Source organism: Krasilnikovia sp. M28-CT-15 (assembly GCF_047159595.1).
Classification (GTDB): domain Bacteria; phylum Actinomycetota; class Actinomycetes; order Mycobacteriales; family Micromonosporaceae; genus Actinoplanes.
Genome location: NZ_BAAGAK010000001.1, coordinates 1,381,760 through 1,407,779 on the forward strand (window position 1 = coordinate 1,381,760; position 26,020 = coordinate 1,407,779).

Sequence of the window (26,020 nt, forward strand, 5' to 3'; positions counted from 1 at the left end):
CCAGAGTGGCTCTGGAGGCGGGGCTTCTTCTGCGTCAGGGGCCTACGCGATCCCTACCGGGCAACTCATGCCGTTCGATCCAATACCGCAATATCCGCCAGGGTTCTTCGCGTCCGACAGGTACTGCTGGTGGTAATCCTCGGCGTAGTAGTACGTACCCAGCGGCGCGATCTCCGTGGTGATCTCGCCGTGCCCGGCCGCCCGCACCACCGGCGCGAACGCCTCCCGCGACGCCTCGGCCGTACCCTTCTGGGCGTCGGTCGTGGTGTAGATCGCCGACCGGTACTGGGTGCCGACGTCGTTGCCCTGGCGCATGCCCTGGGTCGGGTCGTGGTTCTCCCAGAACGTCTTGAGCAGCTGCTCGTAGGTGACCTTCGCGGGGTCGTACACCACCTGGACGACCTCGGCGTGCCCGGTCATCCCCGAGCAGACCTCCTCGTACGTCGGGTTCGGGGTGGTCCCGCCCGCGTAGCCCACGGAGGTCGAGTGGACACCGGGCAGACGCCAGAAGATCCGCTCGGCGCCCCAGAAGCACCCCATCCCGAACACGACGGTCTCGTACCCGGTCGGCCACGGCCCCTTCAGCGGGGTTCCCAGCACGGTGTGCGTCGCGGCCACCGGCATCTCCAGCAGGCGTCCGGGCAGGGCCTTGTCGGGTGTGGGCAGCTCAAGCTTCTTGTTCCGCAGGAACACGGTGACTCCCTTCGTCCGCAGTGCGTAACACCGGGCCTGTCCCCATCCTTACCCGAGGGCAGTGGTGATGCGGGCCGCGTAGTCGGCGGCCTCGTCGTCGGAGGCGTACTTGTGGCGCGGCCAGAAGAAGCCGCGCAGGCCGTCACCCTTGGTGCGCGGCACGACGTGCGCGTGCAGGTGTGGCACGGATTGGGACACCACGTTGTTCATCGCCACGAACGTGCCCTGCGCGCCCAGCGCGTCCGGAACCGCCCGCGCCACCCGCTGCACCAGCGCGAAGAATCCGGGCAGCAGGTCGGCGCTCAGCTCCCCGAGCTGGCCGACGTGCGGGCGCGGCACCACCAGCACGTGCCCCTTGAACACCGGGCGGACATCCAGGAACGCCACCGCGTCGGGACCGTCGACGACCGTGAATGCCGGCACGGTCCCCGCCACGATTCCGCAGAACAGGCAGTCGGGCACGGCAGCAGACTAGCCTTGGCCGGCATGACGGGTAACGAGTACGGCTTCGACACTCTCGCCATCCACGCCGGCCAGGAGCCGGAGCCGCGGACCGGCGCGGTGGTGCCGCCGATCTACCAGACCAGCACGTACGCGCAGGACGCGGTGGGATCGCCGCGCCTCGGTTATGAATACAGCCGGTCGGGCAACCCCACCCGGGACGCGCTGCAGGAGTGCCTGGCCGCGATCGAGGGCGGCCGCCGCGGGCTGGCGTTCGCCAGCGGCCTCGCGGCCGAGGACACCCTGCTGCGTGCGGTGTGCCGCCCCGGCGACCACGTGGTGATCCCGGACGACGCGTACGGCGGCACGTACCGGCTGTTCGCCAAGGTCGCGGAGAACTGGGGGCTGGACTGGACGGCCGTGTCGCTGGGTGACCTGGACGCGGTGCGGGCCGCGTTCCGGCCCGGCCACACCCGGCTGATCTGGGCGGAGACCCCGACCAACCCGCTGCTCGGTATCGCCGACGTGGCCGCGCTGGGTGCCCTGGCGCACGAGTACGACGCGCTGCTTGCGGTCGACAACACGTTCGCGTCGCCGTACCTGCAGCAGCCGCTGGGTCTGGGCGCGGACGTGGTGGTGCACTCGACCACGAAGTACCTGGGCGGGCACTCCGACGTGGTCGGCGGGGCGCTGATCACGGCGGACGAGGACCTGGGCGAGCAGCTGGCGTTCCACCAGAACGCGATGGGCGCGATCAACGGCCCGTTCGACGCGTGGCTGACGTTGCGCGGCATCAAGACCCTCGGCGTACGGATGGACCGGCACTGCGACAACGCCGAGCGGATCGTGGCGTACCTGCAGACCCACAAGGCCGTCGCGAGTGTCCTGTATCCCGGCCTGGAGTCGCATCCCGGCCACGAGACCGCCGCGAAGCAGATGCGCCGCTTCGGCGGGATGGTGTCGTTCCGGGCGGCGGGTGGTCCGCAGCAGGCGATCGACATCTGCAACCGGACGAAACTGTTCGTGCTCGCGGAGTCACTGGGCGGAGTCGAGTCGCTGATCGAGCACCCGGGTCAGATGACACACCTGAGCGCCGCGGGCTCCCCGCTTGAAGTCCCCGCCGATCTCGTGCGACTGTCAGTCGGCATCGAGACCGTTGACGATCTGCTCGCCGATCTGGAGCAGGCGCTCGGCTAGGGTCCTTTCCGGACGGAGACCGTTGATGGACGAATTAACGACGACCTGGGTGGGCGCGACGGCGAAGCAGATCGCCCGCGCGGTCCGGCGCGGTGACGTGTCGGCCACCCAGATCGTCGCCGACCACCTCGAACAGATCTCGGTCACCGACCCGTCGCTGGAGGCGTTCCGGAGGGTGCGCGCGGGCGAGGCGATCGTCGAGGCGGAGCAGGTCGACGAGCAGGATGACCTGGCCAACCTGCCGCTGGCCGGGGTGCCGGTCGCCGTCAAGGAGAACACCCCGGTCGCGGGGCTGGCGACCTCGCAGGGCGCGGCGATCCGCTCGGCCGTCGCCGAAGAGGACCACGAGGTGGTGCGGCGGCTGCGCGGCGCGGGCGCGGTCGTGGTGGGCACCACCCGCATGCCGGAGCTGGGCCTGTGGGGGACCACGGACGGTCCGGACGGCGTCACCCGCAACCCGTGGGACCTGGACCGTACGCCGGGTGGCTCCTCCGGTGGCGCGGCCGCGGCCGTGGCGGCCGGGCTGGTGCCGATCGCGCACGGCACCGACGGCCTCGGCTCGGTCCGCATCCCGGCCGCCTGCTGCGGGTTGATCGGGCTCAAGCCGGGCAGCGGTGTCGTCCCGCGCGAGCTCGGCGTGGACGGCTGGTTCGGGCTGGTCGAGCACGGTCTGCTGGCCACCACGGTCGCGGACGCGGCGCTCGGGTTCAGCGTGCTGGCCGGGCGGCAGCCCGCGAAGCTGGTCGAGCCGGGGCGCCTGCGGGTCGGGGTCTCGCTGCGTTCGCCGGTCCTCGGGGTCCGCCCGGACGCGCCGAACCGCGAGGCGGTGTCCGTCGCGGCGCGGCTGCTCGGCGGCGCGGGACACGACACGGTGACCGCCGACCCGGTGTATCCGACCGCACTGAACCTGGCCGGTCTCGCGACGTGGTTCGCGGCCGCGTACCGGGAGGCCGAGGGTGCCGGGGTCGACCCGCAGGCGCTGCAGCCGCGGACCCGGCGGCATGTGCGGCTGGGCCGGTGGGCATGGCAGCGCGGATACGTCCGGCAGGAGCAGCGCGACGGGTGGCGGGCGCGCTCGATCCGGTTCTTCGCGGAGCACCGGGTGGATCTCCTGCTCACCCCGGCGCTGGCCGGGCCGCCCCCGGCCGCGGACGGCCACGCGGGGGCCCGGTGGGGCCGCAACGTGCTGACGAACCTGCGCTACGCGCCGTACGCGGCGCCGTGGAACGTCGCGGGCCTGCCCGCGATCGTGGTGCCCGTGGGGGTGCGCCCGGACGGGCTGCCGCTGGCGGTGCAGCTGGTCGGGCCGCCCGACTCCGAGCTGCTGCTGCTGGCGGTCGCGGGCCAGTTCGAGATGCGCAACCCGTGGCGGCGGCACGTGCTGGCGTAGGTCCCTGCTGAGCTGGGCGCGGCGCGAGCGGGAGATCCAGGCGCGCTGCCCGCCCGGATCGGGAGCCGCTCGCGGGTGTCGTCGGCGACGGGGTAGCCAACTGCGCCACGGACCGGCCGTGCGGGATCGGCGCGACCGGTGGCAGGATTCGAGCCATGACCGGTGGCATGGACCTGCTGGAACTCGCGGACGTCGAGGCCGCGCGCACGCTGCTCATGGGCGTGGTGCGGCGTACCCCGCTGGTGCGTTCCGGGCCGCTGACCCGGATGATCGGGCAGCCCACCTGGCTCAAGTGCGAGCACCTGCAGCGCGCGGGGGCGTACAAGGTGCGCGGCGCGTACACCCGGATCGCGCGGATGCCGGAGGCCGAGCGCGGGCGCGGGGTGGTGGCCGCCAGCGCGGGCAACCACGCTCAGGGGGTGGCCCTGGCCGCCGGGCTGCTGGGCATCCGCGCCACGGTCTTCATGCCGGAGGGCGCGCCGCTGCCGAAGGTGTCCGCCACCAAGGGGTACGGCGCCACGATCGAGTACGCGGGCACCAGCGTCGACGACGCCCTGGTCGCCGCGCGGGCGTTCGCGGAGGAGACCGGCGCGGTCTTCATTCACCCGTTCGACCACCCGGATGTGATCGCCGGGCAGGGCACGGTCGGCCTGGAGATCCTGGAGCAGTGCCCGGAGGTGGGCACGATCGTGACCTCGATCGGGGGCGGTGGGCTCATCTCGGGGGTCGCGGTGGCGGTCAAGGCGCTGCGCCCGGACGTACGGATCGTCGGGGTGCAGGCGGCCGGCGCGGCCGCGTACCCGCCGTCGCTGGCCGCCGGTGCCCCGGTGAAGCTGGACCGGTGCGCCACGATCGCGGACGGCATCGCGGTGCAGCGGCCGGGGGACCTGACGTTCGCGCATGTCAGCAAGCTGGTCGACGACGTCGTCACGGTCACCGACGAGGAGCTGTCCGCGGCGCTGCTGGTGCTGCTGGAACGGCACAAGCAGGTGGTGGAGCCCGCCGGTGCCGCCGCGGTGGCCGCCCTGCTCAGCGGCGCGGTGGCGGCGGAGCCGCCGGTGGTGGCGGTGCTGTCCGGCGGCAACATCGACCCGATGCTGCTGCTGCGGGTGATCGAGCACGGTCTGGCGTCCGCGGGCCGGTTCCAGCGGCTCTCGGTGCGTACTTCCGACCAGCCGGGGGAGCTGGCCCGGCTGCTCGGCGAGATCGCGAAGACCCGGGCGAACATCGTCGACGTGCTGCATTCCCGGCAGAACCCGCGCCTGGCCTTCGGGGAGGTGGAGGTGCAGCTGTCGGTGGAGACCCGGGGGCCGGACCACTCGGCGGCACTGATCGCCGCGCTACGGGATGCCGGGTACGCCGTGGCGCTGTCCGGCACCCCGTAGGTGGTCTGTGGCGGTCAGCCGCCGAACGGCTCGAACGTGACGATTGTCACCTTGATGTCGGACCCGCTCGGGGCGGTGTACGTGACGGTCTGACCCGGCCCGGCCCCGAGGATGGCCTTGCCCAGCGCGGACTCGGGGCTGTACACCGTCAGGTCGGTGGTCGAGGAGATCTCGCGGGAGCCCAGCAGGAACGTCTCCGTGTCCGTCTGGTCGTCGTCGAAGTAGATCGTGACGACCGTGCCCGGGGCGACCTTGTCCGCCGTCGGTGCTTCGCCGACCTGCGCGGTGCGCAGCAGTTCCTGCAGTTGGCGGATCCGGAACTCCTGCTTGCCCTGCTCCTCGCGGGCGGCGTGGTAGCCGCCGTTCTCGCGCAGGTCACCCTCCTCACGACGCGCGTTGATCTCCGCGGCGATCACGGGCCGACCGGCGATCAGCGCGTCGAGTTCTGCCTGCAAGCGGTCGTGGGCGTCCTGGGAGAGCCAGGTCCGCGACGCTTCTGAACTGGACACAGACGATCTCCTTGAGGTGTGAGGCAAGGGAACTGAGCGAATCACCAAGCTTACCAGCGGTGTGCGTGCCGACCGGATTGTTGGATCTTGCCCGATTCGGGGCCCCCGGCGACAGGGGGTCAGCCGGGCGGCTGACAGTGCAGCACCTCACCGACGTACGCCCGGGCCGTCGTGTCGACGGTCTCGGCGGCGCGGATCGTGGTGGCGTCGCCCGTGGCCGCGACGGTCACCGTGCGCTGCCCCACCTCGCGCCCGTCGTACGCCCGGGCGCGCAGCGCGCAGCTGGCCGAGCCGCCGGGCGGCACCCGGACGGTGAACTCGATCGTGATGCGGGAGTCGGTGACGCCGGTCCAGCGCACGATCTGGGCGTCGTAGTCCGGATCGCCGTACTGGCGGTACAGGCGTAGGGACAGTGCCACCGAGGCCGCGATCACGACGGCCGCCACGAGCACCGGCAGGAACCGGCGGCGCCGCCCGTCGCGCCGCCGCCCGTAGCGGCCCGGGGGGAACGCCGGGGCTGTGGCGTGCGTCTCGCTCACCGTGTTACGTCTCCTGCAACAGTTGTCAGTGGTATCGGCCAGAATGACAACGTCAATCTTCGCAGCCGGTCCGGAGCCAGACGGCTGCGGGGCTGGAGTGCGGCGGCCCGGTCGAGGGAGAAACCAGTGGCTGAGCAGTTGCGTCTGATGGCGGTGCACGCGCACCCCGACGACGAGTCCAGCAAGGGTGCCGCCACGATGGCGCGCTACGTCGACGAGGGTGTCGAGGTGCTGGTCGCCACGTGTACGGGCGGTGAGCGCGGCAGCGTACTCAACCCGAAGATGGACCGCCCCGAGGTGTGGGCCGACATCGCGAACATCCGCCGCCGGGAGATGGACCGGGCCCGGGAGATCCTCGGGGTGCGCCAGGCGTGGCTCGGCTTCGTCGACTCGGGGCTGCCCGAGGGCGACCCGCTGCCCCCGCTGCCCGAGGGGTGCTTCGGACTGATGGATCCGGTGGTGGCCGCAGAGCCGCTGATCAAGCTGATGCGCGAGTTCCGCCCGCACGTCGTGACGACCTACGACGAGAACGGCGGCTACCCCCACCCCGACCACATCATGTGCCACAAGGTCACCGTGGCCGCCTTCGACCGGGCCGGTGACCCGGAGGTCCACCCCGAGCTGGGCGCGCCGTGGCAGCCGCTGAAGCTCTACTACAACTCCGGCTGGACCCGGGCGCGGATGCTGGCGCTGCACGAGGGGATGCTGGCGGCCGGCCTGGAGTCGCCGTACGCGGAATGGCTGGAGAAGTGGCACGACCGGCCGGACCGGGGCGACAAGATCACCACCCGGGTCGAGTGCGGTGAGTTCTTCGAGATCCGCGACGACGCGCTGCGGGCGCACGAGACCCAGGTCGATCCGGACGGCTTCTGGTTCCACGTCCCGCTGGAGATGCAGCAGAAGGTCTGGCCGACCGAGGACTTCGAGCTGGCCCGATCGCTGGTCGACAGCCCGATCCCGGAGTCCGACCTGTTCGCGGGGGTCCGGGAGACGGTCGAGACCCACTGAGCCGGTGGCGTACGGTTGAGCTGTGAACATCGTGGTTTCGGTCAACAACTTCGGCGACACCCGCTCCGGCGGGCTCGCAGGGCCGATGGGCCTGTTCATCATCGTGTTGATGATCGTCGCCACGGTCCTGCTCATCCGAAACATGAACAAGCGCATCAAGCGCCTGCCCGACGCGTTCGGCGACGCGGAGGCGGCCCGCCGGGACGCCGAGATCGCGCGCCTCGACGCCGACCTTGAGTTGCCCGCGGCCGAGCCGGTCCGCCCGGGCGGGGACGGCGGCGATCGCGCCAAGGCGCCCGACCCCGCGCCCGGTCAGCAGCCACCCGCCGCAGACGGCCCGTCCTGAGAGCGTCCCGCCCGGCTGTGATCGTTCGCCGGGTCCGGTGTGTGTGGACGGTGTCAAGTGGATCCGATCGGCCGACCGGTCGATCTCGTCCGGTCTGAACATCGACAACGGTCCGTCGTCAACCCCTGTTGCGTTCATCGGGATTGGCTTAGCCTTCCGCCGGGGGCTTTTGTGTCCCTCGACCCTGCGCGGAAGGGGGCGCCGAATGCCGACCACTTTCCGCCGACGCCTTGATCCACTACAGATGCACGTGCAATCGCGTGTTCCGGCGGCCACCCGGAGTGACGCATGATCGCCTCGTCGGCGCTGGCCCAGGCCGTCCGGCCCGGCGCGCCGGGATCCGGCGGCCGCAGGTCCGGCCGCCCCCGCGCCGTACGCGTCTGGACCGCGGCCGTGGTCGCGACCGCGCTGGTCGTCGCGGTGCTGGCCGCACTGCTGCCCGTCCACCGCCCGCCCGGCGCCCCCTTCACGCCCGTCACCGGCACCGTGCTCGCGGCGGCGGCCGTGGCCGCGGGCCAGCTCACCCGGCTGCGCTTCCGGCTCGGCGGCGCGGTCGTCAGCCTCTCCTGGGGCGAGGCCGCCATGGTCGTCGGGTACGCGGTCGCCCCCACCGGGCGGCTCCCGGCGGCCGTCTTCGTCGGCGCCGCGAGCGCCTGGGCCCTCATGTCGTGGCTCGACGACCACCGTCGCCACATCGAGATCCTGCACCTGGCCGGGTCGCTCACGCTGGGCGCCGCCGCAGGGGCCGCGGTCACCACCGCGGTCGCCGGATCCGCGGGCCTACAGACCGCCCGCTTCCAGGCGGCCCTCGTCGCCGGTGCCTTCTGCTATCTCGCGGTCACCTTCGCGCTGGCCGTGCTCACCCTCGCGCTGCGCCGCGACGCGCCCGCCAGGCAACTCGTCGCCCGCGCGCTGCACGCCAAGGCGCCCATGGCCGTCGGCAACGTCGTGGTCGGCCTGGCCGCCGTGTTCGTGCTGGTGCGTGGGCCGATCTGGCTGCTGTCGTTCGCACCCGCGCTGTGGCTGCTGCAACGCACCTACCGCTACCACCTGCGGGCCGCGCAGGAGCGGCGGATCTGGGCCGCGTTCGCGCGGGCCACGGCCGCGCTGCCGGGGGCCTCGGAGGCCGAGGTGGCCCACGCCGGTATCGACGGTGCCCTCGACGTGTTCGACGCCCGGCGGGTCGAGATCGAGGTGCACCTGCCCGAGGGCGGCCATCGCCGTTACACCGGCGACGGGCCCGGCCCCGAGGTGGTCGCCGACGGGCTGCCCGGGCCCGTCATCACCCGGTCCATGGCCGTCGCCGGGATCCCCGTGGGCGAACTGACCGTGTGGCTGGCCGAGCCCACCCTGCCGGCGGGCCGCGACGAACTGGCGGTGTCCGCGTACGGCGACGCGCTGGCCGGGGCGCTGCACGGCGCGGCGGGACGGGAGCGGTTGACCGCGCTCGAGGCCCGGGCCGCGTACGAGGCGGTGCGTGACCCGCTCACCGGGCTCACCAACCGGGCCGCGTTGCTGGCCGAGACGAACGCGCTGCTGCGCACGGTGGACCGGGACCGGCACGTCGCCCTGCTGCTGCTCGACCTCAACGACTTCCGCGAGGTCAACGCCACCCTGGGCTACCGGGCGGGCGACGACGTGTTGCGGGTGGTCGCCCAGCGGATGCTCGACCTGGCCCGCGAGGACGACGTGGTGGCCCGCCTCGGCGACGACGAGTTCGCGGTGCTGCTGCCGACCGTGAGCACGCCGTCCGACGCGGCGACCCCGCTGCACGAGGCGCCGCCGCCGCTGTCGCAGGCCCTGCGCCGCGCCCGAGAACTGGTCGAACAACTCGCCGCCCCGATGGTTGTCGGCGGGGTCCGGCTGGCGGTGGAGGGGGCGGTCGGGGTCGCGGTGGCCACGGCCGGCTCCGCGGACCTCGCCGAGCTGCTGCGCCGGGCGGCCGTCGCCCTCAAGCAGGCCAAGCAGCTGCGGGTCGGCGTCGCGACGTACGACAGCAGCCGCGACGCCAGCAGCACCGACCACCTCGCGCTGCTGGCCGAGCTGCGCGATGCCCTGACGGCCGACGACCAGATCGTGCTCGCCCTGCAACCGGCCGTCGACCTGGCCAGCGGCGCACCGGTCGGGGTGGAGGCGCTGACCCGCTGGCGGCATCCCCGGCGCGGCCCGCTCACTCCGGCCGCGTTCATCGCCGCGGTCGAGCACAGCGAACTGCTCGGCCCGTTCACCCGGTACATGCTGGACCGTTCCCTGGCCGCCGCGGCCGGATGGATCGCCGCGGACATCGACGTGCCGGTCTCCGTCAACGTCTCGGCCCGGAGCCTGCTCGACCCCACCTTCCCGAGCCAGGTCGCGGACGCCCTGCGCCGGCACGTGGTGCCTGCCCGGCACCTGGTCCTGGAGATCACCGAGACCGTGGCGATCAGCGACCTGGAGATCGTCGACGAGGTGCTGGCCGCCCTGCGCGAGACCGGGGTGCAGCTGTCGGTCGACGACTTCGGCACCGGCTTCTCTTCGCTGGCGTTCCTCACCCGGGTGGCCATCGACGAACTCAAGGTGGACCGGTCCTTCGTGGACGAGATGATCGACTCCCCGGCGGCGGAGGCGGTGGTCCGGGGCGCGGTCGAGCTGGGCGGGCGGTTGCACGCCCGGGTCGTCGCCGAGGGGGTGGAGACCGCCGAGCAGCGGGCGGCCCTGCTGGCCCTGGGGTGCGTGTCGGCGCAGGGCTACCACTTCTGCCAGCCGATGCCTCCCGACAAGATCGTCGGCACGCTGCACCGCCTCGGGGAGGCGGCCACCCAGGCCAAGATCGTCCCGCTTCGCGCCGACGACGCCTCCTGACGCTGGCGCCTGCGGTAGGCGCGGTTGCTCAGACGGCCATGGCCACGAGGATGAGGATCAGGCCCACGAACACCAGGACCACGCAGAGACCTGCGGCGAGGATTGCGCGCAGCACCTCCCACACTGGTTGGACGGCCTGCCATAGGAGGGTGAGCGCGACAATCAGGCTGAGCGCCGCGGCCAGCACGAGCGTGTTGCGTGGGGTCTGGTCAGCCTGTGTCAGTAGTGCCGACGGTACTAGGCTCTGCATGTAGCCCGTCCTCTCGATGGTTCCGAAGCCGTCCCGGGGTGGGTGACACAGAGGCACCTCGGTGGCAGCCGGGGTGCCTCATCGATGAGTGCCTATCTCTTCCTTTGAGTGTCAGCGGCACGTACCCCCGGTGGCAATTGCCACGCACCTGTTTGACAAACTGTCCTTTGCCGTCATCTGTATTGCCAGAAGGCTTCTTGCCACGTGGCTTTCTGACATAAGGTCGATTGAGGTCAGTGGAAGGTGGACGCGGTGCCGCAGCGCAGCAGCCCGACCGTCAGGCGACGGGAGCTGGGAGCCTTGCTGCGCGGTTACCGCGAAGCCAGGCGGCTTACCGCCTTGCAGGCCGCGGAGGCGATCGAGGTGAGTCCCTCGATGATCAGCCGGCTGGAGAACGCCCAGCGGCAGCCCGTCATCATCTACGTGCGCGAGCTGTGCCGTCTCTATGAACTGGACGAACCCACGACGGAGCGTCTGGTCCGGATGGCCCGCGAGAGCCGAGAAGAAGGCTGGTGGCAGCGCTACGACCTGGAGTCGCCGACCGCGACATACCTGAGCCTGGAAGCCGCTGCCACGCAGATCCGCGCGTTCGAGAACTACGCGTTCCCTGGTCTGTTGCAAACTAGGGAGTATGCGGAGGTCGTCGTGCAGACGCTCCGAGGCTATCTGCCCGATGAACAGATCACCCAAACGATTGACTCGCGCGTCGCCCGCCAGAAGATCCTGGCCGGTGACGGGGCGGTACAGTTTCACGCGATCGTCGGGGAAACCGCCCTGAACCAGCAGGTCGGTGGAGCCGAGGTCATGGCCGCTCAAATCCGAAATGTCCTAGTTGCATGCGAACGTCCGAACGTCACGGTGCAGATTCTGGAGTTCTCCGTGGGCGCTCACCCGGCGATGGACGGCCCTTTCACGGTGATGAGCTTCGCCGAGGAGCACATGGGTCCTGTCGTCTACGCCGAGGGGCCACTGGGTCAGATCTTCCAGGACAGCGCCGCCGAGGTCGACCGACGTCTCGAGGTCTTCACGGCGCTGTCCGAGCTGGCGGCGAGTCCGGACGTTTCGCAGTCCCTGCTCCGGGCCCGGCTGTAGGCCGGGTTCCCGAGAAAAGACTCGAGGAAGTTCCCATGACTACGCCCGAATTTGACCGGACCGAGCTGGCCTGGCGGATCTCGTCTCGCAGCCTCGGCGGCAACTGCGTCGAGGTGGCGCCCGCCGGTTCTCTCATTGCCGTCCGTCACTCGCGCCGGCCTGACGCGGAGATGATCCTCTACACGCGGGCAGAGTTCGCCGCCTTCGTCGAGGGGGCGAAGGCCGGTGAGTTCGACGACCTGACCTGACCGCGCCGGCTGTCCGCCGGCCGCGCGGATCGGCCGGCGGACAGCGCGGCGGGACGGCCGGTGGTGACCTGCCGCGCGAGGGCCCGTCAAGCACGCCGTGGGCGCGTCATCGCCGTACCTGTGAGAGGGTTGTTCCGTGAACCGGCTCGGTAGCGCGACCTCGCCCTACCTCCTGCAGCACGCCACCAACCCCGTGGACTGGTGGCCGTGGGCGGAGGAAGCGTTCGCCGAGGCCAAGCGGCGTGATGTCCCGGTGCTGATCTCGGTGGGGTATGCGGCCTGCCACTGGTGTCACGTCATGGCGCACGAGTCGTTCGAGGACGATGAGGTCGCCGCGCTCGTCAACGACGGCTTCGTGGCGATCAAGGTGGACCGTGAGGAACGCCCCGACGTCGACGCGGTCTACATGACCGCCACCCAGGCGATGACCGGGCAGGGCGGCTGGCCCATGACGGTCTTCGCCACCCCGGAGGGCGAGCCGTTCTTCTGCGGCACGTACTTTCCGAAGGCCGCCTTCCTGCGGCTGCTCGCCTCGGTCCGCGCCGCCTGGCAGGAGCGGCGCGAGGAGGTGCTCAAGCAGGGTGCCGCGGTGGTCCAGGCGATCGGCCGCGCCAACCCGGCAGGCGCCACGAGCGCGCCGCTCACGGCGGAGCTGCTGGACACCGCGGCCAAGCGGCTCACCACCGAGCACGACCGACAGTACGGCGGGTTCGGCGGCGCGCCGAAGTTCCCGCCCCACTTGGCCCTGCTGTTCCTGCTGCGCCACCACCAGCGCACCGGCTCCGCCGAGTCCCTGGAGATCGTCCGGCACACGTGCGAGCAGATGGCCCGCGGCGGCATCTACGACCAGCTGGCCGGCGGTTTCGCCCGGTACGCGGTGGACCAGACCTGGACCGTGCCGCATTTCGAGAAGATGCTCTACGACAACGCCCTGCTGCTGCGCGTCTACACCCAGCTCTGGCGGCTCACCGGCGACGAGTTCGCCCGGCGGATCGCCGACGAGACCGCCGCGTTCCTGCTGCGCGACCTGGGCACCAAGCACGGCGGGCTGGCGTCCGCCCTGGATGCCGACACCGACGGTGTCGAGGGCCGCACGTACGCGTGGACGCCCGCGCAGCTGACCGAGGAGCTGGGGGAGCAGGACGGCGCCTGGGCCGCCGACCTGTTCCGGGTCACGGAGGCGGGCACGTTCGAGCACGGCACCAGCGTGCTGGTGCTCGGCCGCGACATCGACGCCGCCGACCCGGAACTGGTGGCGCGCTGGCGCGACGTACGTTCCCGGCTGTTGACCGCCCGCGCCGCCCGGCCGCAGCCCGCCCGCGACGACAAGGTGGTGGCGGCGTGGAACGGCCTCGCCGTCACCGCCCTCGCCGAACACGGCACCCTGACCGGCGCCACCGCCTCGACCGCGGCCGCGATCGAGCTGGCCGAGGTGCTCGCCGACCGCCACCTCGTCGACGGACGGCTGCGCCGGGTCTCGCGCGACGGCGTGGTCGGCGCCCCGGCCGGGGTGCTGGACGACTACGGGTTGGTGGCGGAGGCGTTCTGCGCGGTGCACCAGATCACCGCGGACGGGCGCTGGCTGACGCTCGCCGGGCAACTGCTGGACGTGGTGCTGGCCCGCTTCGGCGCGCCCGGCGGCGGCTTCCACGACACCGCGGACGACGCCGAACAGCTGGTCACCCGGCCCGCGGACCCCACGGACAACGCCACCCCGTCCGGGCTGGCCGCCGCCTGCGCCGCCCTCATTTGCTACGCCGCACTGAGCGGCGAGACCCGGTACCGGGAGGCGGCCGACGCCGCCCTGGCCACGGTCGGGCGGGTGATCGGCGGGCATCCACGCTTCGCCGGATACTCGGCCGCCGCGGCCGAGGCGGCCCTCGCGGGACCGTACGAGATCGCGATCGCCACCACCGGCCCGGCCACCGACCCGCTGGTCGCGGCGGCGCACCGGCACGCCCCGCCGGGCACCGTCGTCGTCGTCGGGGAACCGGACCGACCCGGGGTGCCGCTGCTGGCCGACCGGCCGCTTGCAGGCGGGGTCACCACCGCGTACGTGTGTCGGGGTTTCGTGTGTGACCTGCCCGTCACCAGCGAGGCTGAGCTGCTCGCCCGACTCGCGAGGTGAGCCGGCTGCTCGCTACGCTGGCGCCGACATGGATACCAGAACCGGTCTGCCCGTAGTCGGCATGGTGGGCGGGGGCCAGTTGGCCCGCATGACGCACCAGGCCGCCATCTCCCTCGGCCAGTCGCTGCGCGTGCTCGCCGAGTCACCCGACGACAGCGCCGCCCAGGTCATCGCGGACGTGCGGATCGGCACCCACACCGACCTCGCGGCCCTGCGCGAGTTCGCGAAGGACTGCGACGCGGTCACCTTCGATCACGAGCATGTGCCCACCGAGCACATCGCCGCGTTGGAGGCCGAAGGCGTCCGGATCTACCCCGGTTCGGCGGCCCTGGTGTTCGCGCAGGACAAGGGGAAGATGCGGGAGAAGCTGGCCGAACTGGGCTCCCCGGTGCCGCGGTGGCGGCCGGTGACCGACGCCGCCGACCTCGCCGCGTTCGCCGCCGAGACCGGCTGGCCGGTCGTCGCGAAGGCCACCCGCGGCGGGTACGACGGCAAGGGCGTCTGGGTGCTGTCCTCGCCGGACGAGGCGCAACGACTGGTCGACACCGGCACCCCGCTGATCGTCGAGGAGAAGGTGCCGCTGCGCCGCGAGCTGGCCGCGCTCGTGGCGCGGTCGCCGTACGGGCAGGTCGCCGCGTACCCGGTGGTCGAGACCGTGCAGCGCGACGGGATCTGCGTCGAGGTGCTGGCCCCCGCACCCGATCTCAGCGATGAGCGGGCCGTGGCCGCGCAGCAGCTGGCGATCGACCTCGCCCACGCGCTCGGTGTGGTCGGGCTGCTGGCGGTCGAGCTGTTCGAGACCGACGCCGGGATCGTCGTCAACGAGCTGGCCATGCGCCCGCACAACTCCGGGCACTGGAGCATCGAGGGCGCCCGCACCTCGCAGTTCGAGCAGCACCTGCGGGCCGTGCTGGACTACCCGATGGGCTCGACCGCGCTGACCGCCCCCGCCGTGGTGATGGCGAACGTGCTGGGCGGCCCGTCCGGCGGCATGTCGATCGACGAGCGGCTGCACCACCTGTTCGCGGCCGACCCCGGCGCGCGGGTGCACTTCTACGGCAAGCAGGTCCGCCCCGGCCGCAAGATCGGCCACGTGACCGTGCTCGGCGACGACATGACCGAGGTGCGCGCCCGGGCCGCGCGCGCCGCCCGATGGCTGCAGGAAGGCAAGTAGATGGCACCCCGCGTCGGCATCATCATGGGCAGCGACTCCGACTGGCCCACGATGGAGGCGGCCGCGGTCGCCCTCGCCGAGTTCGACGTCCCGTTCGAGGTGGGGGTCGTGTCCGCGCACCGCACCGTCCGCAAGATGGTCACGTACGCGGAGACCGCCGCCGACCGGGGCCTGCAGGTGATCATCACCGGTGCCGGTGGGGCCGCCCACCTGCCCGGGATGGTGGCGGCGCTGACCCCGCTGCCGGTCATCGGGGTGCCGGTGCCGCTCAAGCACCTCGACGGCATGGACTCGCTGCTGTCCATCGTGCAGATGCCTGCCGGGGTGCCCGTCGCGACCGTGTCGATCGGCGGGGCGCGCAACGCGGGCCTGCTGGCCGTCCGGATCCTGGGTGCCTCGGACGAGGGACTGCGCAAGCGGATGGCGGAGTTCCAGGCCGGGCTGGAGCAGCTCGTGGCCGAGAAGGACGAGGCCCTCCGCAACCGTCTGATGTCCTGACCCGCGTCCCCCCGGATCTCCCTGACCCGTCAGCCTCTCCGCGAGGCTGACCTGGCGCGGCCGGGGCCGGTGAACAACGCGCCCGGTCAGGACGCGGCCCGTCAGCGGAGGCGGACCAGGGCGCCGCGCAGGCGTTCCTGGGTGCGGCGGCGGTTCTCGTTCGTGGCGCCGAGGAACAGCAGCCCGACGCCGAGCGGCACCAGCACCAGCCACGGGCCGACCAGCGTCACCGCGAAGTGCAGCGCCGCGATCGCCGTGACGACCGCGCCGACCACCACCGGGGCCTGCTGGCGCATCCGGGAGCCGATGATGAGCGTCACCACCGCGCCGAGCAGCAGCATCAGCTCCCGCAGGTCGCCCGCGTCGGTGGCCAGCACGATGCCCGTGGTCGGCACGAACGCGGCCAGCAGCGACGGCCCGTACGCGGCCCAACTGCTCAGCTCGGGCCGCATCCGCACCTCCAGCACCCCCACGAGAAGGGCCAGTGCCGCGAACGGCAGCGTGTACGCCTCCGGCAGTGCCACGTCCGCCAACGTCATGAACAGCCACCAGCCGACGACCTCGAACCCGACCGCCAGCCAGAACAGCGTCCGCCGGTTGGCCGTGGTGCGCCCCGGCCGGGACGCGGCCAGGCCCAGTACGGCGCCCCAGGCGGCCAGCAGCGCGGCGAGGTGACGGGGGGAGTTGAGGGCCAGCGCGCCGGCCAGCAGGGCTGACGCGTACCCGCTCCATTCGACCGTGGCGGCCTCGCGGGCCGCCTCGGGGCGGCCGAGCCAGGGCAGGGTGGCTTCCAGGATCAGCAGCGCCGCGCCCACGGTGAGCACGCCGAACGCCGCCCAGGCCGGGGTGAGTCCGGCCACGAGCGCCACGGTGAGCACGAAGAACTGGGCCATCACGGCAGCGAACAGCCAGCCCAGGATGCGGGCGTGCGCGGTACGCCCGGCCATCGCCCCGACCAACCCGACCCCCACGGCGCTGCCCAGCGTGAACAGGGTCAGCCGTTGGGTGGCGAGGCTGCCTGCCAGGCCGGCACCGCCCGCCAGCAGGCCGATGACGAAGACGATCGTCCGGGTGGTGCCCAGCAATGTCCGCCGCGCCGCCACGGGCGGCGGGGTCAGGGCGAGCCCCAGCATCGAGATGGTGAACACCACGAGCGCGGCCATGGTGGACGCGGGCCACGCCGCGTTCAGGCCGATCGGCGCGATGAGCAACGTGATCGCGAGCCCGGGCAGCACCACCGGGACGGACTCGGCCGGGCGCCCGCCGAACCCGGTGGCGGCCAGCGCGGCCGCGACCGTGAGCAGCACCGCGGCGAGCACAGCGGTGGCGTCCACGTTGCCCTGGGTCGGGTCGGTCAGGGCGGTGACCGGCCCCTGCCAGATCGCGTCCAGCTGCTTCAACGGGTCGACCAGCGCGCCCTTCAGCGCCGGGGCCAGCGAGATCAGGGCCAGCACGGTGGGCACTAGGGCGACCGCCACCGCGCCGGTGGCCGGGTCGACGAGCCAGCGTCCGCGCAGCCCGCTGGGCCGGGCCGAGGTCCAGCGGGGGCGCGCGTAGCCACGGCGGTCGGTCCAGAAGTTCGTGGGGGCGACCGTGATGCCGGGCGCCGGCGTGGCCCCGCGCAGCAGTTCCGCGAGAACGCCGAGCAGGGCGGCCGTCGCGGCGTACAGGGCGGTCCGGTAACCCACCGGCAGCGACACGAACGCCGTGATCGTGGCGCCGCCGACCAGGCCGATCGTGGCCCAGGGCAGGTACTGCGGGATCCAGCGGGCGACCAGCGCCAGCACCGCGAGGCAGAGGCAGGACCCGGCCAGCGCGGCGGTCAGCACTACCGGCGCCGAACGGCCCTGCCCGGCGGCGATCGCGGCCAGCAGGCCCGGCGCGGCCAGCAGCACCGACGCCGTGGCGGCCCCGCCGATCTGGGCGCGGTGCCGGGGCATACCGGTGTCGTCGCGGGCGAGCGCGAGCTCCTCGTCGACCACCTCGGCGCGCGGCCAGTCCGGCGTGTCCGCCCGGATCGATCCCGTGGCCGCGTGACCGGGGGAGGCCGGCGGGTACACGGCTTCCCCGGCGTAGTCGTTCGCCGTCCCGTCCGGGTCGGTGGACGACGTCCCGGTGAGCGGCACGTCCGTGCGGCACAGCGTGGCGACCACGAGACCGATCAGGACGACGAAGCCCAGGGCGACCGCGGTGGACCAGGGCCGGACCAGTCCCACGGCGACGAAATGCACTGCGACCGCGGCGGCCACCCCGGCCCGGGCCATCGCCGCCCGGGGATCGGTGGCGGCCACCGCGCCGATCCCGTACGCCAGCGCCACCGCCCCGCCCACCAGCAGCGGCGCCCACCACGGCAGGCCGAAGCAGGCCGGTGCCCCGATCGTGGCGATCGCCGCCGCCCCGGCCGCGATGTCGTACGACAGCGGGCGGGGCAGTGCCGCCGCCGCGGCCATCGCCACCAGCACGAGGGTGATCGGCGCCTGCCATGCCCCGGCCGGTGGAACGGGTGAATGGTGGGTCAGGTCGGATGCCCACACCGGGCCCGGCGCGGCGATGACCCGGAGCCCCGCGCTGAGCGCCTGCCACGCGGCGATCCCGCCGACCACCGCCCCGGCCAGCCCGAGGCCGCGGACCGGACCGCGCCGCCAGTCCTCCGGCAGCGCCCGCACCCCCAGGGCCACGACCAGCACCACCAGGCCCGCGACGACGAGCGGGGCGTGCGGGAACGCCAGGGCCGTGACCCGGGCCAGCGCACCGCAGATGGCCACAGTGGCCGCGGCCGCCGCGATGTCGGGGCCGTCGAGCATGCGGTCGGCGCGCCGCCCGGAGTCGATGGACCTGGCGAAGAAGAGCAGGCCCGCGGCCGTCAGCAGCAGGGCGCCCACCCACACATCGGGTGGGGTGGCGCCCGGGGCGAGGATCGCGGCGAGCGCGAGCGCGACCGCGCCCAACCCGGTGCCGACCGTCAGGGGCAGGCTGATTTCGCGCCGCGCCACCTGGAACACCGCCGCATACGTCAGGGTCCCGGCGACCGCGAGGAAACCGAGCGCGAGCGCGGGAACGGTCACGGCCTCGGTGGCGGGTGGCCCGTCGCCCCGGTCGTGCATCGCCAGCACGGCCGTCACCGCCGCGCCCGGCAGCGCCAGAGCGGCCGCGGCGGCCGCCCAGTCGCCGACCAGCCACGCGTACCGCGACACGGGCACCTGACGGGCCCCGATAGCGGTCATCATCCCCGCGCCGGCGAGCGCGGTCAGTACCGCGGCGGTCAGCCAGGACGCGCTGAGCGCGGCGGCCGCGCCGAACAGTCCCACCACGCCGGCGGCGGTGATGTGCGCGATCGCGATGCGCCGGGTGCGCGCCGCCAGACCCGCGGCCCCCAGCCCGATCGCCGCGAGCACCAGCGGCCACGGCGCCTGCGCCCACGGCAGACCGAGCGATGCCGGTACGGCCAGCGCGGTCACCGCGATGCCCGCCACCGCACCCTCGTGCCGGATGTCGGCGGGCAGCGCGACCGCGGCCGCGACCGTGACCAGGAGGGCGCTGAGCGCCAGCAGCCACCCGGCGGGGGCGGCCTGCGCGATGGCCTCGGCGTACCCGGCCGTGTCGGCGTGCCACACCGGCCGGGCCGCCTGCACCGGGGCCAGCGCGGCACGCAACGCGTCCAGGGCCACGAACAGCCCGACCATCGTGAGCGCGCCCGCGGAGGCCAGCTGCGGACCGCGCCGGACCTCCTCGGGGACCCGGTGGACCGCGAGGCCCGTGACCGCTACGGCGGCGGCGGCCACGGCGAACATCCACGGCGGTGAGGCGACGTCCGCGACGCGGGCGCAGGCCGCGATGACCGCGAGAGTGAGCACCCCGCCTGCGACGTTGCGCGCGGTGACGTTGTCGAGGAGCCGGGCCGCGGCCGCCGCGACGGCGGCGGCCAGCACCAGGACGATGCCGGAGCGTACGGCGTCCGCGACCGTGTCGGCGCTGATCAGGGCGGCGCCCGCGTAGATCAAGGCGCCGGTGACCGCGGCCCAGAGCAGGGCGTACGTGAGCTCGCGCAGCCACCCGCCCGACGACGGCGTGGCGGGCTGGCCCACCGGAGCGGGGCCGGTGGTGGCCGGGTCGGCTTCGGGGAACAGCCAGGCCGGCGCCCAGTGCAGGCGGCTTGGGCTGGCGAGGGCCCCGATGATCAGATCCGGTTCCTCCGGCCGGGACTCCGGACGCGGCGGCGCGTCGCCGGTCGGCTCGGCCTGATCCGGTGCGGTGGATCCCGCGGCCGCGCCGGAAGCCGCCTGGCCCGTGCCCGCCGGCTCGGCACCGCCCGGTCCCGCGTTGCCAGGTCCCGCGTTGCCAGGTCCCGCGTTGCCAGGTCCCGCGTTGCCAGGTCCCGCGTCGCCGGGTCCGGGCTCGGCCGCGTCCGGTGCGCTCGCGCCCGCCGGGCGGGGGGCGGCGTCGCGGCCGGTGAAGTCGGTGGCTCCGGCGGCCCTGGCGGCCCTGGCGTCCGTCGACTGGCGACCGCCCGGGACCAGCCGGCTCAGCAGCGGCCAGTGCGGCAGCAGCGGCCCGCTCCGGATGACCGTGGTGAGCAGCAGCAGGTCGATGATGGCGACCGCGGTCAGGGCCACCCCCCAGCCGGCCGGGCTCTCGATCGCCGGGTACGCCAGCAGCGGTGCGACCGGCTGCAACGCGACGACCGTGCCGTAGCGGGGGGCGCTGAGCCGGGTGCTGCCGGCGTACACGAAGGCGGCCACCGCGGTGATCGCGAACGTGATGCCGAGGTAGAGCGAGACCGGGACGGCGTGGCCGCCGACCAGCGCGCTGCCGTGCAGCGCGTAGATCGACATTGGCAGCAGCACCAGGCCGACCGCGGCGACCGTCTCGCCGGTCGAGGTCAGACCGCGCTGGGCGATGCGCGGAGCGACGTACAGCGCGGCGGCGGCGGCGAGCCCGAGAACCAGGGCGCGGGCGATCGAATTGCTGACCGCGACGCCCGCGAAGACGACCGCGGCCACGCCCAGCAGCAGGGCCCCGAGGCCGAGCAGGATGTTCTGCACCGACTGGGTGGAGGTCTCCGGGGGGTGCTCGTGCGGGTGCTCCAGGTGCGGGGTGCGCGGGGGCGGCCCCGGATGCTCGGTGGACGGGGGGCTGTCGAGCACGGCGGTGCGCCCGTCGCCGCCCGGCCGGGCTCTGCGGCCCGCCCCGGCATACGCGCTCCCTGCCCCGGCCCGGGTGGTGGCCGCCCCGCCGGTGGTGGGCGCGGGTCGCGGGCCGGGCCCCGGCTGAGCACCGGGCGCACGGGATCCCGGGTGCGGTGGCCCGCCCACGCCCGGCGGCCCGGCCGCCGGAGAGCCGGCCGCCGGAGAGCCGGCCGGGGGAGCGTCGGGGGAGTCGGTGTCGGGAGTGTCCTGCGCCGGGGGGCCGGTGACCGGAGTGGTCGGGTCGTCGGCGCCCGCGGGCCGTCGCCGCAGCCGTTGCCTGCGGGCCGCCTTCTTCGCCTTCTGGGCGTTGGCGTGGGCCAGGATGTCGCGCTGGAACTGCGCCGCCTGCAGCTTCGCCGCGAGCTGGGTGCGTTCCTTCGCGGCCGCCATGTCGCGGATCTTCAGCTCCGCGATCGAGGCGTCGATACGGGCCAGCTCCTCGTCATAGCTGTCCGGCTGCTGCCCCTGCGCCACGGCACCTCCTCGACCGACCGGCGACGGGGCACTCCAAATCAGCGCGCGTGCCCCGCCGGTCGCACGTCCTTACTAGAGCATGCCGGTACGACACCTCATTAGAACAGGCTCACCGGGGTCGAGATCCATGGAAACGGCGGCGAATCCGACAGGGGGTGCGTGGCTACGCCTCGGGATGGGGGCGGCCCATGCCCCGGTACTGCCAGCCCGCGCGGGCCCACAGGCTCGCGTCCAGGCAGTTCCGGCCGTCGATCACCAGGCGCTGGGCGACGAGATCACCCATCGCCTGCGGGTCGGCGTTGCGGAATTCCGCCCATTCGGTGAGTACGCAGACCAGCTCCGCGTCCGTGACGGCCTCGGTCATCGTCGCGGCATAGGTCAGGCCGGGCTGGGCGGCGCGGGCGTTCTCCATGCCCTGCGGGTCGTACACCCGGACGTCGGCACCGGCCTTGGCGAGGGTGGCCGCGATGGCCAGCGACGGCGAGTCGCGCACGTCGTCGGAGTTGGGTTTGAACGCGGCGCCGAGCACCGCGATCCTGGTCCCGGACAGGTCCGGCCCGGCCGGCCCGGCCCGGCGGCCGAGCAGCTCGGCGGCCAGCTGCATGACCCGGCCGCGGCGGCGCAGGTTGACCAGGTCGACCTCGTGCAGGAAGCGCAGCGCCTCGCCCGCGCCCAGCTCCTGGGCCCGGGCCTGGAACGCGCGGATGTCCTTGGGCAGGCAGCCGCCGCCGAAGCCGACCCCGGCCTGGAGGAACCGGTTGCCGATGCGGGGGTCGTACCCGATGGCCTTGGCCAGTTGGGTGACGTCGCCGCCCGCGACCTCGCACACCTCGGCCATCGCGTTGATGAAGCTGATCTTGGTGGCGAGGAACGCGTTCGCGGCGACCTTGACCAGCTCGGCCGTGGCGAAGTCCGTGACCACCAGCGGCACCTCGCGGTCCTCCGTGGCGGCCAGGTCGAAGACACCCTTGTGCGCGGCGTAGAGCATCCCGTTGGCCCAGTCGGTCTTGACGCCGACGACGATGCGGTTGGGGCGCAGCACGTCCTCGACCGCGAAGCCCTCCTGGAGGAACTCCGGCGACCAGGCCACCTCGATCGCAAGCTCCGGGTCGGTGTGCTTGGCGACCAGCTGCTCGACCCACTCCGCGGTGCCCACCGGCACGGTCGACTTGCCCACGATCAGCGCCCGGCGGGTGAGATGGCGGGCCAGGTTGGTGACGGAGGTCTCCACGTACGTCAGGTCGGCGCCCATGCCGTCCCCGCGCTGCGGGGTGCCCACGCAGATGAAGTGCACGTCCGCGAACTCCGCGACCTCCTGGTAGGAGGTGGTGAACCGCAGCCGCCCGGCCCCCAGGTTGGCGCGCAGCAGCTCGTCCAGGCCGGGCTCGTGGAACGGCACCTGCCCGCCCGCCAGCTTGGCTATCTTGGCCTCGTCGACGTCGAACCCGAGGACCTCGTAGCCCAGCTCGGCGAAGCAGATCGCGTACGTCGCGCCCAGGTAGCCCGTACCGAGGAAGGACAGGCGGGGGCGCGAGGCGCCCGACGGCGGGCTCACCTCGGAGAACGCCGTCGCTGTCTGCTTGGTCGGGTAGGGGATGGTCACGCGAATCTCCGCTCACATGCTGGGGGGGCATTCACTTTCTCACGGTGAACCGGTGCTGTCGCCCACCGCTTACCCGACGGAGTGCCGGGGAAGCACCCACCGAGTTGGCAGCGGAGAGGATAGCCGTCGTACCCTACGCACCAGTAACATTTGCGCCGACCGTAGCGAGAGGGGCCCTGCATGAGCGCGTTCGACGTCTACCAGCTGCCGGAGGACCACGAAACCATCCGCGCGGCGGTACGCGAGATCTGCGACGCCCGGGTGGCCCCTAATGCGGCAGAGGCGGACGAAAGCGGCGAATTCCCCAAGGCGTCGTACGAGGCCCTGCGCTCGTCCGACTTCCACGCCCCGCACATCCCGGTCGAGTACGGCGGCGCCGGAGCGGACGCCCTGGCCACCGCGATCGTCATCGAGGAGGTCGCCCGGGCCTGCGCCTCGTCCTCGCTGATCCCCGCGGTGAACAAGCTGGGCACCATGCCCCTGCTGATCGCGGCGTCCGAGGAGCTCAAGCAGAAGTACCTGACGCCGGTGGCCGCGGGTGAGGCCATGTTCTCGTACTGTCTGTCGGAGCCCGAGGCGGGCAGCGACGCCGCAGCCATGTCCACCCGGGCGGTCCGCGACGGCGACTACTGGGTGCTCAACGGCGTCAAGCGGTGGATCACCAACGCGGGCGTCAGCGAGTACTACACCGTCTTCGCGACCACCGATCCGTCGTCGCGCTCGCGCGGCATCTCGGCGTTCGTGGTGGAGAAGTCGGACGAGGGGGTCAGCTTCGGCGCCCCGGAGAAGAAGCTCGGCATCAAGGGCTCGCCGACCCGCGAGGTGTACTTCGACAACGTACGCATCCCGCTGGACCGCATGATCGGCGCCGAGGGCACCGGCTTCGCGACCGCGATGAAGACCCTGGACCACACCCGGGTGACCATCGCGGCGCAGGCGGTCGGCATCGCGCAGGGCGCGCTGGACTTCGCCAAGGGGTACGTCCAGGAGCGCACGCAGTTCGGCAAGAAGATCGCCGACTTCCAGGGCGTGCAGTTCATGCTGGCCGACATGGGAATGAAGCTGGAGGCGGCGCGGCAGCTCACGTACGTGGCCGCGGGCAAGAGCGAGCGCGGTGACGCGGACCTGACCTACTTCGGCGCCGCCGCGAAGTGCTTCGCCTCCGACGCCGCCATGGAGATCACCACGGATGCGGTCCAGCTCCTCGGCGGGTACGGCTACACCCGCGACTACCCGGTCGAGCGGATGATGCGCGACGCCAAGATCACTCAGATCTACGAGGGCACCAACCAGGTGCAGCGCATCGTCATGGCCCGCCAGTTGCTCAAGGGCTGAACCACCGACATCCGCGAAACGGCAGCGCGCCCGTCCCTCAGTTCGAGGGGCGGGCGCGCTGCCGTCTGGTGTCCGCCTCCTCAGCCGAGTCGTAGCTGATCGGCATCGGACTTCTCGGCGGCGGTGTCCGCGGTGCTCAGTGGCAGCAGGATGTGGCACGTGGTGCCGACGCCGGGTTCGGTGGTGAGGGTGATGGTGCCGCCGGCTTCGGTGATGATCCCGTAGGCGGTGGCGAGGCCGAGTCCGGTGCCGTGTTGCTTGGTTTTGGTGGTGAAGAAGGGTTCGAAGACGTGCGCGGCGATGTCGGGGGGCATGCCGGTGCCGGTGTCGGTGATGTTGAGGTGGGCGTAGGGGCCGGGGGCCAGTTGGTGGCTGGTGTCTTCGGTGAGGGTGGTGGGGCCGTTCTCGATGATGATCATTCCGCCGTCGGGCATGGCGTCGCGGGCGTTGATGACGAGGTTGAGCAGGACTTGTTCGAGGCGGCTGCGGTCGGCGCGGATGGGTAGGGGGTGGGGGTGGAGGTGGGTGATGAGTTCGATGTGGGTGCCGATGGTGCGGTCGAGCAGGGTGCGGGTGTCGGTGATGACGGTGTTGAGGTCGATGGTTTCGGGTGTGGTGGGTTGTTTGCGGGCGAAGACGAGGAGTTGGCGGGTGAGGTCGCGGGCGCGTTCGGCGCTGGCTTTGGCGCGGGTGAGGTCGTTGTGGGTGTCGGGGTCGGTGGTTTGTTCGAGGGCGAATTCGAGGTAGTTGAGGTTGATGGCGAGGAGGTTGTTGAAGTCGTGGGCGATGCCGCCGGCGAGTTGGCCGAGGCTTTCGAGGCGTTCGGCGCGGGCGGAGCGTTCGAGGATCTGCTCGCGTTGCTCCTCGGCACGGGTGAGAGCGGTGACGTCCCGGTCGATGGCGGCAGCGCCCACCACGGTGCCGTGCTTGTCGAAAATCGGTGAGATGCTGTTCGATACGTCGAACAGGGTGCCGTCCTTGCGGATTCGTTGCGTGCGGTAGTGGGCGACCCCTTCGCCGCGACCGATACCGGCCAGCACGCTGGGCATGCGGGCCGCTCGGTCGGGTGAAAGCACCTTGAGGGCGCTCTGTCCGATCATCTCCTCGGCGGTGTAGCCGAACATCTGCTCGGCGCCGTGGTTCCAGGACAGGATGATGCCGTTCAGATCCGTGGCGACGATCGCGTCACTCGACCCATGCACGATCGCCGCGAGCATCGACTCGTCCGTGGCCGACCGGTTGGCGCGGCGTTCGAGCACATCCTGGCTGTAGGCGACGGCCACGCTGAGCAGGGTCATCCCGGCGATGACGCACAGGCGTACCTGCTGGTAGGCGGTGCCGCCGAGGCCCTGCCAGGAGGAGGTGGCCCAGGCCATCACCCAGGCGAACGCGCCGACGGCGGCCACCGCCCACGGGCGGGCCGAGGCGACCGCGAGTACCGGCCCGGCCGTGATGACCAGCCCGAACGCGGTCAGTTCGCGGGGCGTCGCGAGGTCCACCACGCTGACCAGGATGATGATCAGTACGGCGAACACCAGCACCCCGGCCCGCCACCAGCCATGGGTGAGCGAGCCGTGTTCCCGCCGCCAATCCTCGTACCGCATTCAGCTCCCTGGACCAGCGCCGGGGCTCCGGCGCGCGACGTCCGCACCATCCTCAGCTTTACCCACCTCGGGGACCGAT

The 26,020-nt window shown here is 72.6% G+C and carries 20 protein-coding genes; 12 read left to right on the plus strand and 8 right to left on the minus strand.

Annotated features, from left to right (window positions below; translation table 11 throughout):
- Positions 1-42: 42 nt before the first annotated feature.
- Entirely contained in the window at positions 43-693 is a 651-nt protein-coding gene (gene msrA, locus ACMCNO_RS06680) for a peptide-methionine (S)-S-oxide reductase MsrA (RefSeq protein ID WP_412748529.1), read from the minus strand.
- Positions 694-741: 48 nt separating this feature from the next.
- Positions 742-1,155: an HIT family protein gene (locus ACMCNO_RS06685; RefSeq protein ID WP_412748530.1), complete on the minus strand. Its 414-nt coding sequence runs from the start codon at positions 1,153-1,155 to the stop codon at positions 742-744.
- A 24-nt stretch (positions 1,156-1,179) separates the two neighbouring features.
- Between ACMCNO_RS06685 and ACMCNO_RS06690 the strand changes: the two genes are divergently transcribed.
- From ACMCNO_RS06690 to ilvA, 3 genes are all read left to right on the plus strand, one after another.
- A complete protein-coding gene (locus ACMCNO_RS06690; RefSeq protein ID WP_412748531.1) occupies positions 1,180-2,331 on the plus strand; it encodes a cystathionine gamma-synthase in 1,152 nt (383 codons plus the stop codon).
- 25 nt (positions 2,332-2,356) lie between these two features.
- On the plus strand, positions 2,357-3,721 hold the full coding sequence (locus ACMCNO_RS06695) for an amidase (protein WP_412748532.1): 1,365 nt from the start codon (positions 2,357-2,359) through the stop codon (positions 3,719-3,721).
- 155 nt (positions 3,722-3,876) lie between these two features.
- On the plus strand, positions 3,877-5,106 hold the full coding sequence (gene ilvA / locus ACMCNO_RS06700; protein WP_412748533.1) for a threonine ammonia-lyase: 1,230 nt from the start codon (positions 3,877-3,879) through the stop codon (positions 5,104-5,106).
- Positions 5,107-5,120: 14 nt separating this feature from the next.
- On the opposite strand, the gene greA is transcribed toward ilvA, so the two are convergent.
- On the minus strand, positions 5,121-5,615 hold the full coding sequence (gene greA, locus ACMCNO_RS06705) for a transcription elongation factor GreA (protein WP_412748534.1): 495 nt from the start codon (positions 5,613-5,615) through the stop codon (positions 5,121-5,123).
- A 119-nt stretch (positions 5,616-5,734) separates the two neighbouring features.
- A complete protein-coding gene (locus tag ACMCNO_RS06710) occupies positions 5,735-6,154 on the minus strand; it encodes a DUF4307 domain-containing protein (protein ID WP_412748535.1) in 420 nt (139 codons plus the stop codon).
- A 126-nt stretch (positions 6,155-6,280) separates the two neighbouring features.
- Between ACMCNO_RS06710 and mca the strand changes: the two genes are divergently transcribed.
- The 3 genes from mca (at position 6,281) to ACMCNO_RS06725 (ending at position 10,349) form a co-directional block, all read left to right on the plus strand.
- A complete protein-coding gene (gene mca, locus ACMCNO_RS06715; protein WP_412748536.1) occupies positions 6,281-7,162 on the plus strand; it encodes a mycothiol conjugate amidase Mca in 882 nt (293 codons plus the stop codon).
- Positions 7,163-7,184: 22 nt separating this feature from the next.
- Positions 7,185-7,508 carry a hypothetical protein gene (locus ACMCNO_RS06720; RefSeq protein WP_412748537.1) on the plus strand — a complete coding sequence of 108 codons (324 nt, stop codon included), beginning with the start codon at positions 7,185-7,187 and terminating at the stop codon, positions 7,506-7,508.
- A 288-nt stretch (positions 7,509-7,796) separates the two neighbouring features.
- Complete coding sequence (locus tag ACMCNO_RS06725) at positions 7,797-10,349, plus strand: putative bifunctional diguanylate cyclase/phosphodiesterase (protein WP_412748538.1); 2,553 nt, start codon at positions 7,797-7,799, stop codon at positions 10,347-10,349.
- Positions 10,350-10,377: 28 nt separating this feature from the next.
- Here ACMCNO_RS06725 and ACMCNO_RS06730 read toward each other — a convergent pair whose 3' ends face one another.
- On the minus strand, positions 10,378-10,599 hold the full coding sequence (locus tag ACMCNO_RS06730; protein ID WP_412748539.1) for a hypothetical protein: 222 nt from the start codon (positions 10,597-10,599) through the stop codon (positions 10,378-10,380).
- Positions 10,600-10,851: 252 nt separating this feature from the next.
- On the opposite strand from ACMCNO_RS06730, the gene ACMCNO_RS06735 reads away from it, so the two are divergent.
- The 5 genes from ACMCNO_RS06735 (at position 10,852) to purE (ending at position 15,739) form a co-directional block, all read left to right on the plus strand.
- On the plus strand, positions 10,852-11,691 hold the full coding sequence (locus ACMCNO_RS06735) for a helix-turn-helix domain-containing protein (RefSeq protein WP_412748540.1): 840 nt from the start codon (positions 10,852-10,854) through the stop codon (positions 11,689-11,691).
- 35 nt (positions 11,692-11,726) lie between these two features.
- Positions 11,727-11,939 (plus strand): DUF397 domain-containing protein, encoded by a 213-nt coding sequence (locus ACMCNO_RS06740; RefSeq protein ID WP_412748541.1) that lies wholly within the window; start codon positions 11,727-11,729, stop codon positions 11,937-11,939.
- Positions 11,940-12,075: 136 nt separating this feature from the next.
- A complete protein-coding gene (locus tag ACMCNO_RS06745; protein ID WP_412748542.1) occupies positions 12,076-14,067 on the plus strand; it encodes a thioredoxin domain-containing protein in 1,992 nt (663 codons plus the stop codon).
- Between the two features lie 28 nt (positions 14,068-14,095).
- Entirely contained in the window at positions 14,096-15,241 is a 1,146-nt protein-coding gene (locus ACMCNO_RS06750) for a 5-(carboxyamino)imidazole ribonucleotide synthase (RefSeq protein WP_412748543.1), read from the plus strand.
- Positions 15,242-15,739 carry a 5-(carboxyamino)imidazole ribonucleotide mutase gene (gene purE, locus ACMCNO_RS06755; RefSeq protein ID WP_412742997.1) on the plus strand — a complete coding sequence of 166 codons (498 nt, stop codon included), beginning with the start codon at positions 15,242-15,244 and terminating at the stop codon, positions 15,737-15,739.
- Between the two features lie 101 nt (positions 15,740-15,840).
- Here purE and ACMCNO_RS06760 read toward each other — a convergent pair whose 3' ends face one another.
- Both ACMCNO_RS06760 and ACMCNO_RS06765 read right to left on the minus strand, forming a co-directional pair.
- A complete protein-coding gene (locus ACMCNO_RS06760) occupies positions 15,841-21,399 on the minus strand; it encodes an SCO7613 C-terminal domain-containing membrane protein (protein WP_412748544.1) in 5,559 nt (1,852 codons plus the stop codon).
- 163 nt (positions 21,400-21,562) lie between these two features.
- A complete protein-coding gene (locus ACMCNO_RS06765; protein WP_412748545.1) occupies positions 21,563-23,002 on the minus strand; it encodes a UDP-glucose dehydrogenase family protein in 1,440 nt (479 codons plus the stop codon).
- Positions 23,003-23,182: 180 nt separating this feature from the next.
- On the opposite strand from ACMCNO_RS06765, the gene ACMCNO_RS06770 reads away from it, so the two are divergent.
- Complete coding sequence (locus ACMCNO_RS06770; RefSeq protein WP_412748546.1) at positions 23,183-24,337, plus strand: acyl-CoA dehydrogenase family protein; 1,155 nt, start codon at positions 23,183-23,185, stop codon at positions 24,335-24,337.
- 80 nt (positions 24,338-24,417) lie between these two features.
- Here ACMCNO_RS06770 and ACMCNO_RS06775 read toward each other — a convergent pair whose 3' ends face one another.
- Positions 24,418-25,941 carry a two-component system sensor histidine kinase NtrB gene (locus tag ACMCNO_RS06775; RefSeq protein WP_412748547.1) on the minus strand — a complete coding sequence of 508 codons (1,524 nt, stop codon included), beginning with the start codon at positions 25,939-25,941 and terminating at the stop codon, positions 24,418-24,420.
- Between the last annotated feature and the right edge of the window lie 79 nt (positions 25,942-26,020).

Excerpts from the sequence above, each read along its gene's own strand:
- ACMCNO_RS06690 (WP_412748531.1), top strand. The coding sequence starts at position 1,180 with ATGACGGGTAACGAGTACGGCTTCGACACTCTCGCCATCCACGCCGGC.
- ACMCNO_RS06695 (WP_412748532.1), top strand. The coding sequence starts at position 2,357 with ATGGACGAATTAACGACGACCTGGGTGGGCGCGACGGCGAAGCAGATC.
- ilvA (WP_412748533.1), top strand. The coding sequence starts at position 3,877 with ATGACCGGTGGCATGGACCTGCTGGAACTCGCGGACGTCGAGGCCGCG.
- ACMCNO_RS06725 (WP_412748538.1), top strand. The coding sequence starts at position 7,797 with ATGATCGCCTCGTCGGCGCTGGCCCAGGCCGTCCGGCCCGGCGCGCCG.
- ACMCNO_RS06730 (WP_412748539.1), bottom strand. The coding sequence starts at position 10,599 with ATGCAGAGCCTAGTACCGTCGGCACTACTGACACAGGCTGACCAGACC.
- ACMCNO_RS06740 (WP_412748541.1), top strand. The coding sequence starts at position 11,727 with ATGACTACGCCCGAATTTGACCGGACCGAGCTGGCCTGGCGGATCTCG.
- ACMCNO_RS06750 (WP_412748543.1), top strand. The coding sequence starts at position 14,096 with ATGGATACCAGAACCGGTCTGCCCGTAGTCGGCATGGTGGGCGGGGGC.
- purE (WP_412742997.1), top strand. The coding sequence starts at position 15,242 with ATGGCACCCCGCGTCGGCATCATCATGGGCAGCGACTCCGACTGGCCC.
- ACMCNO_RS06770 (WP_412748546.1), top strand. The coding sequence starts at position 23,183 with ATGAGCGCGTTCGACGTCTACCAGCTGCCGGAGGACCACGAAACCATC.
- ACMCNO_RS06775 (WP_412748547.1), bottom strand. The coding sequence starts at position 25,941 with ATGCGGTACGAGGATTGGCGGCGGGAACACGGCTCGCTCACCCATGGC.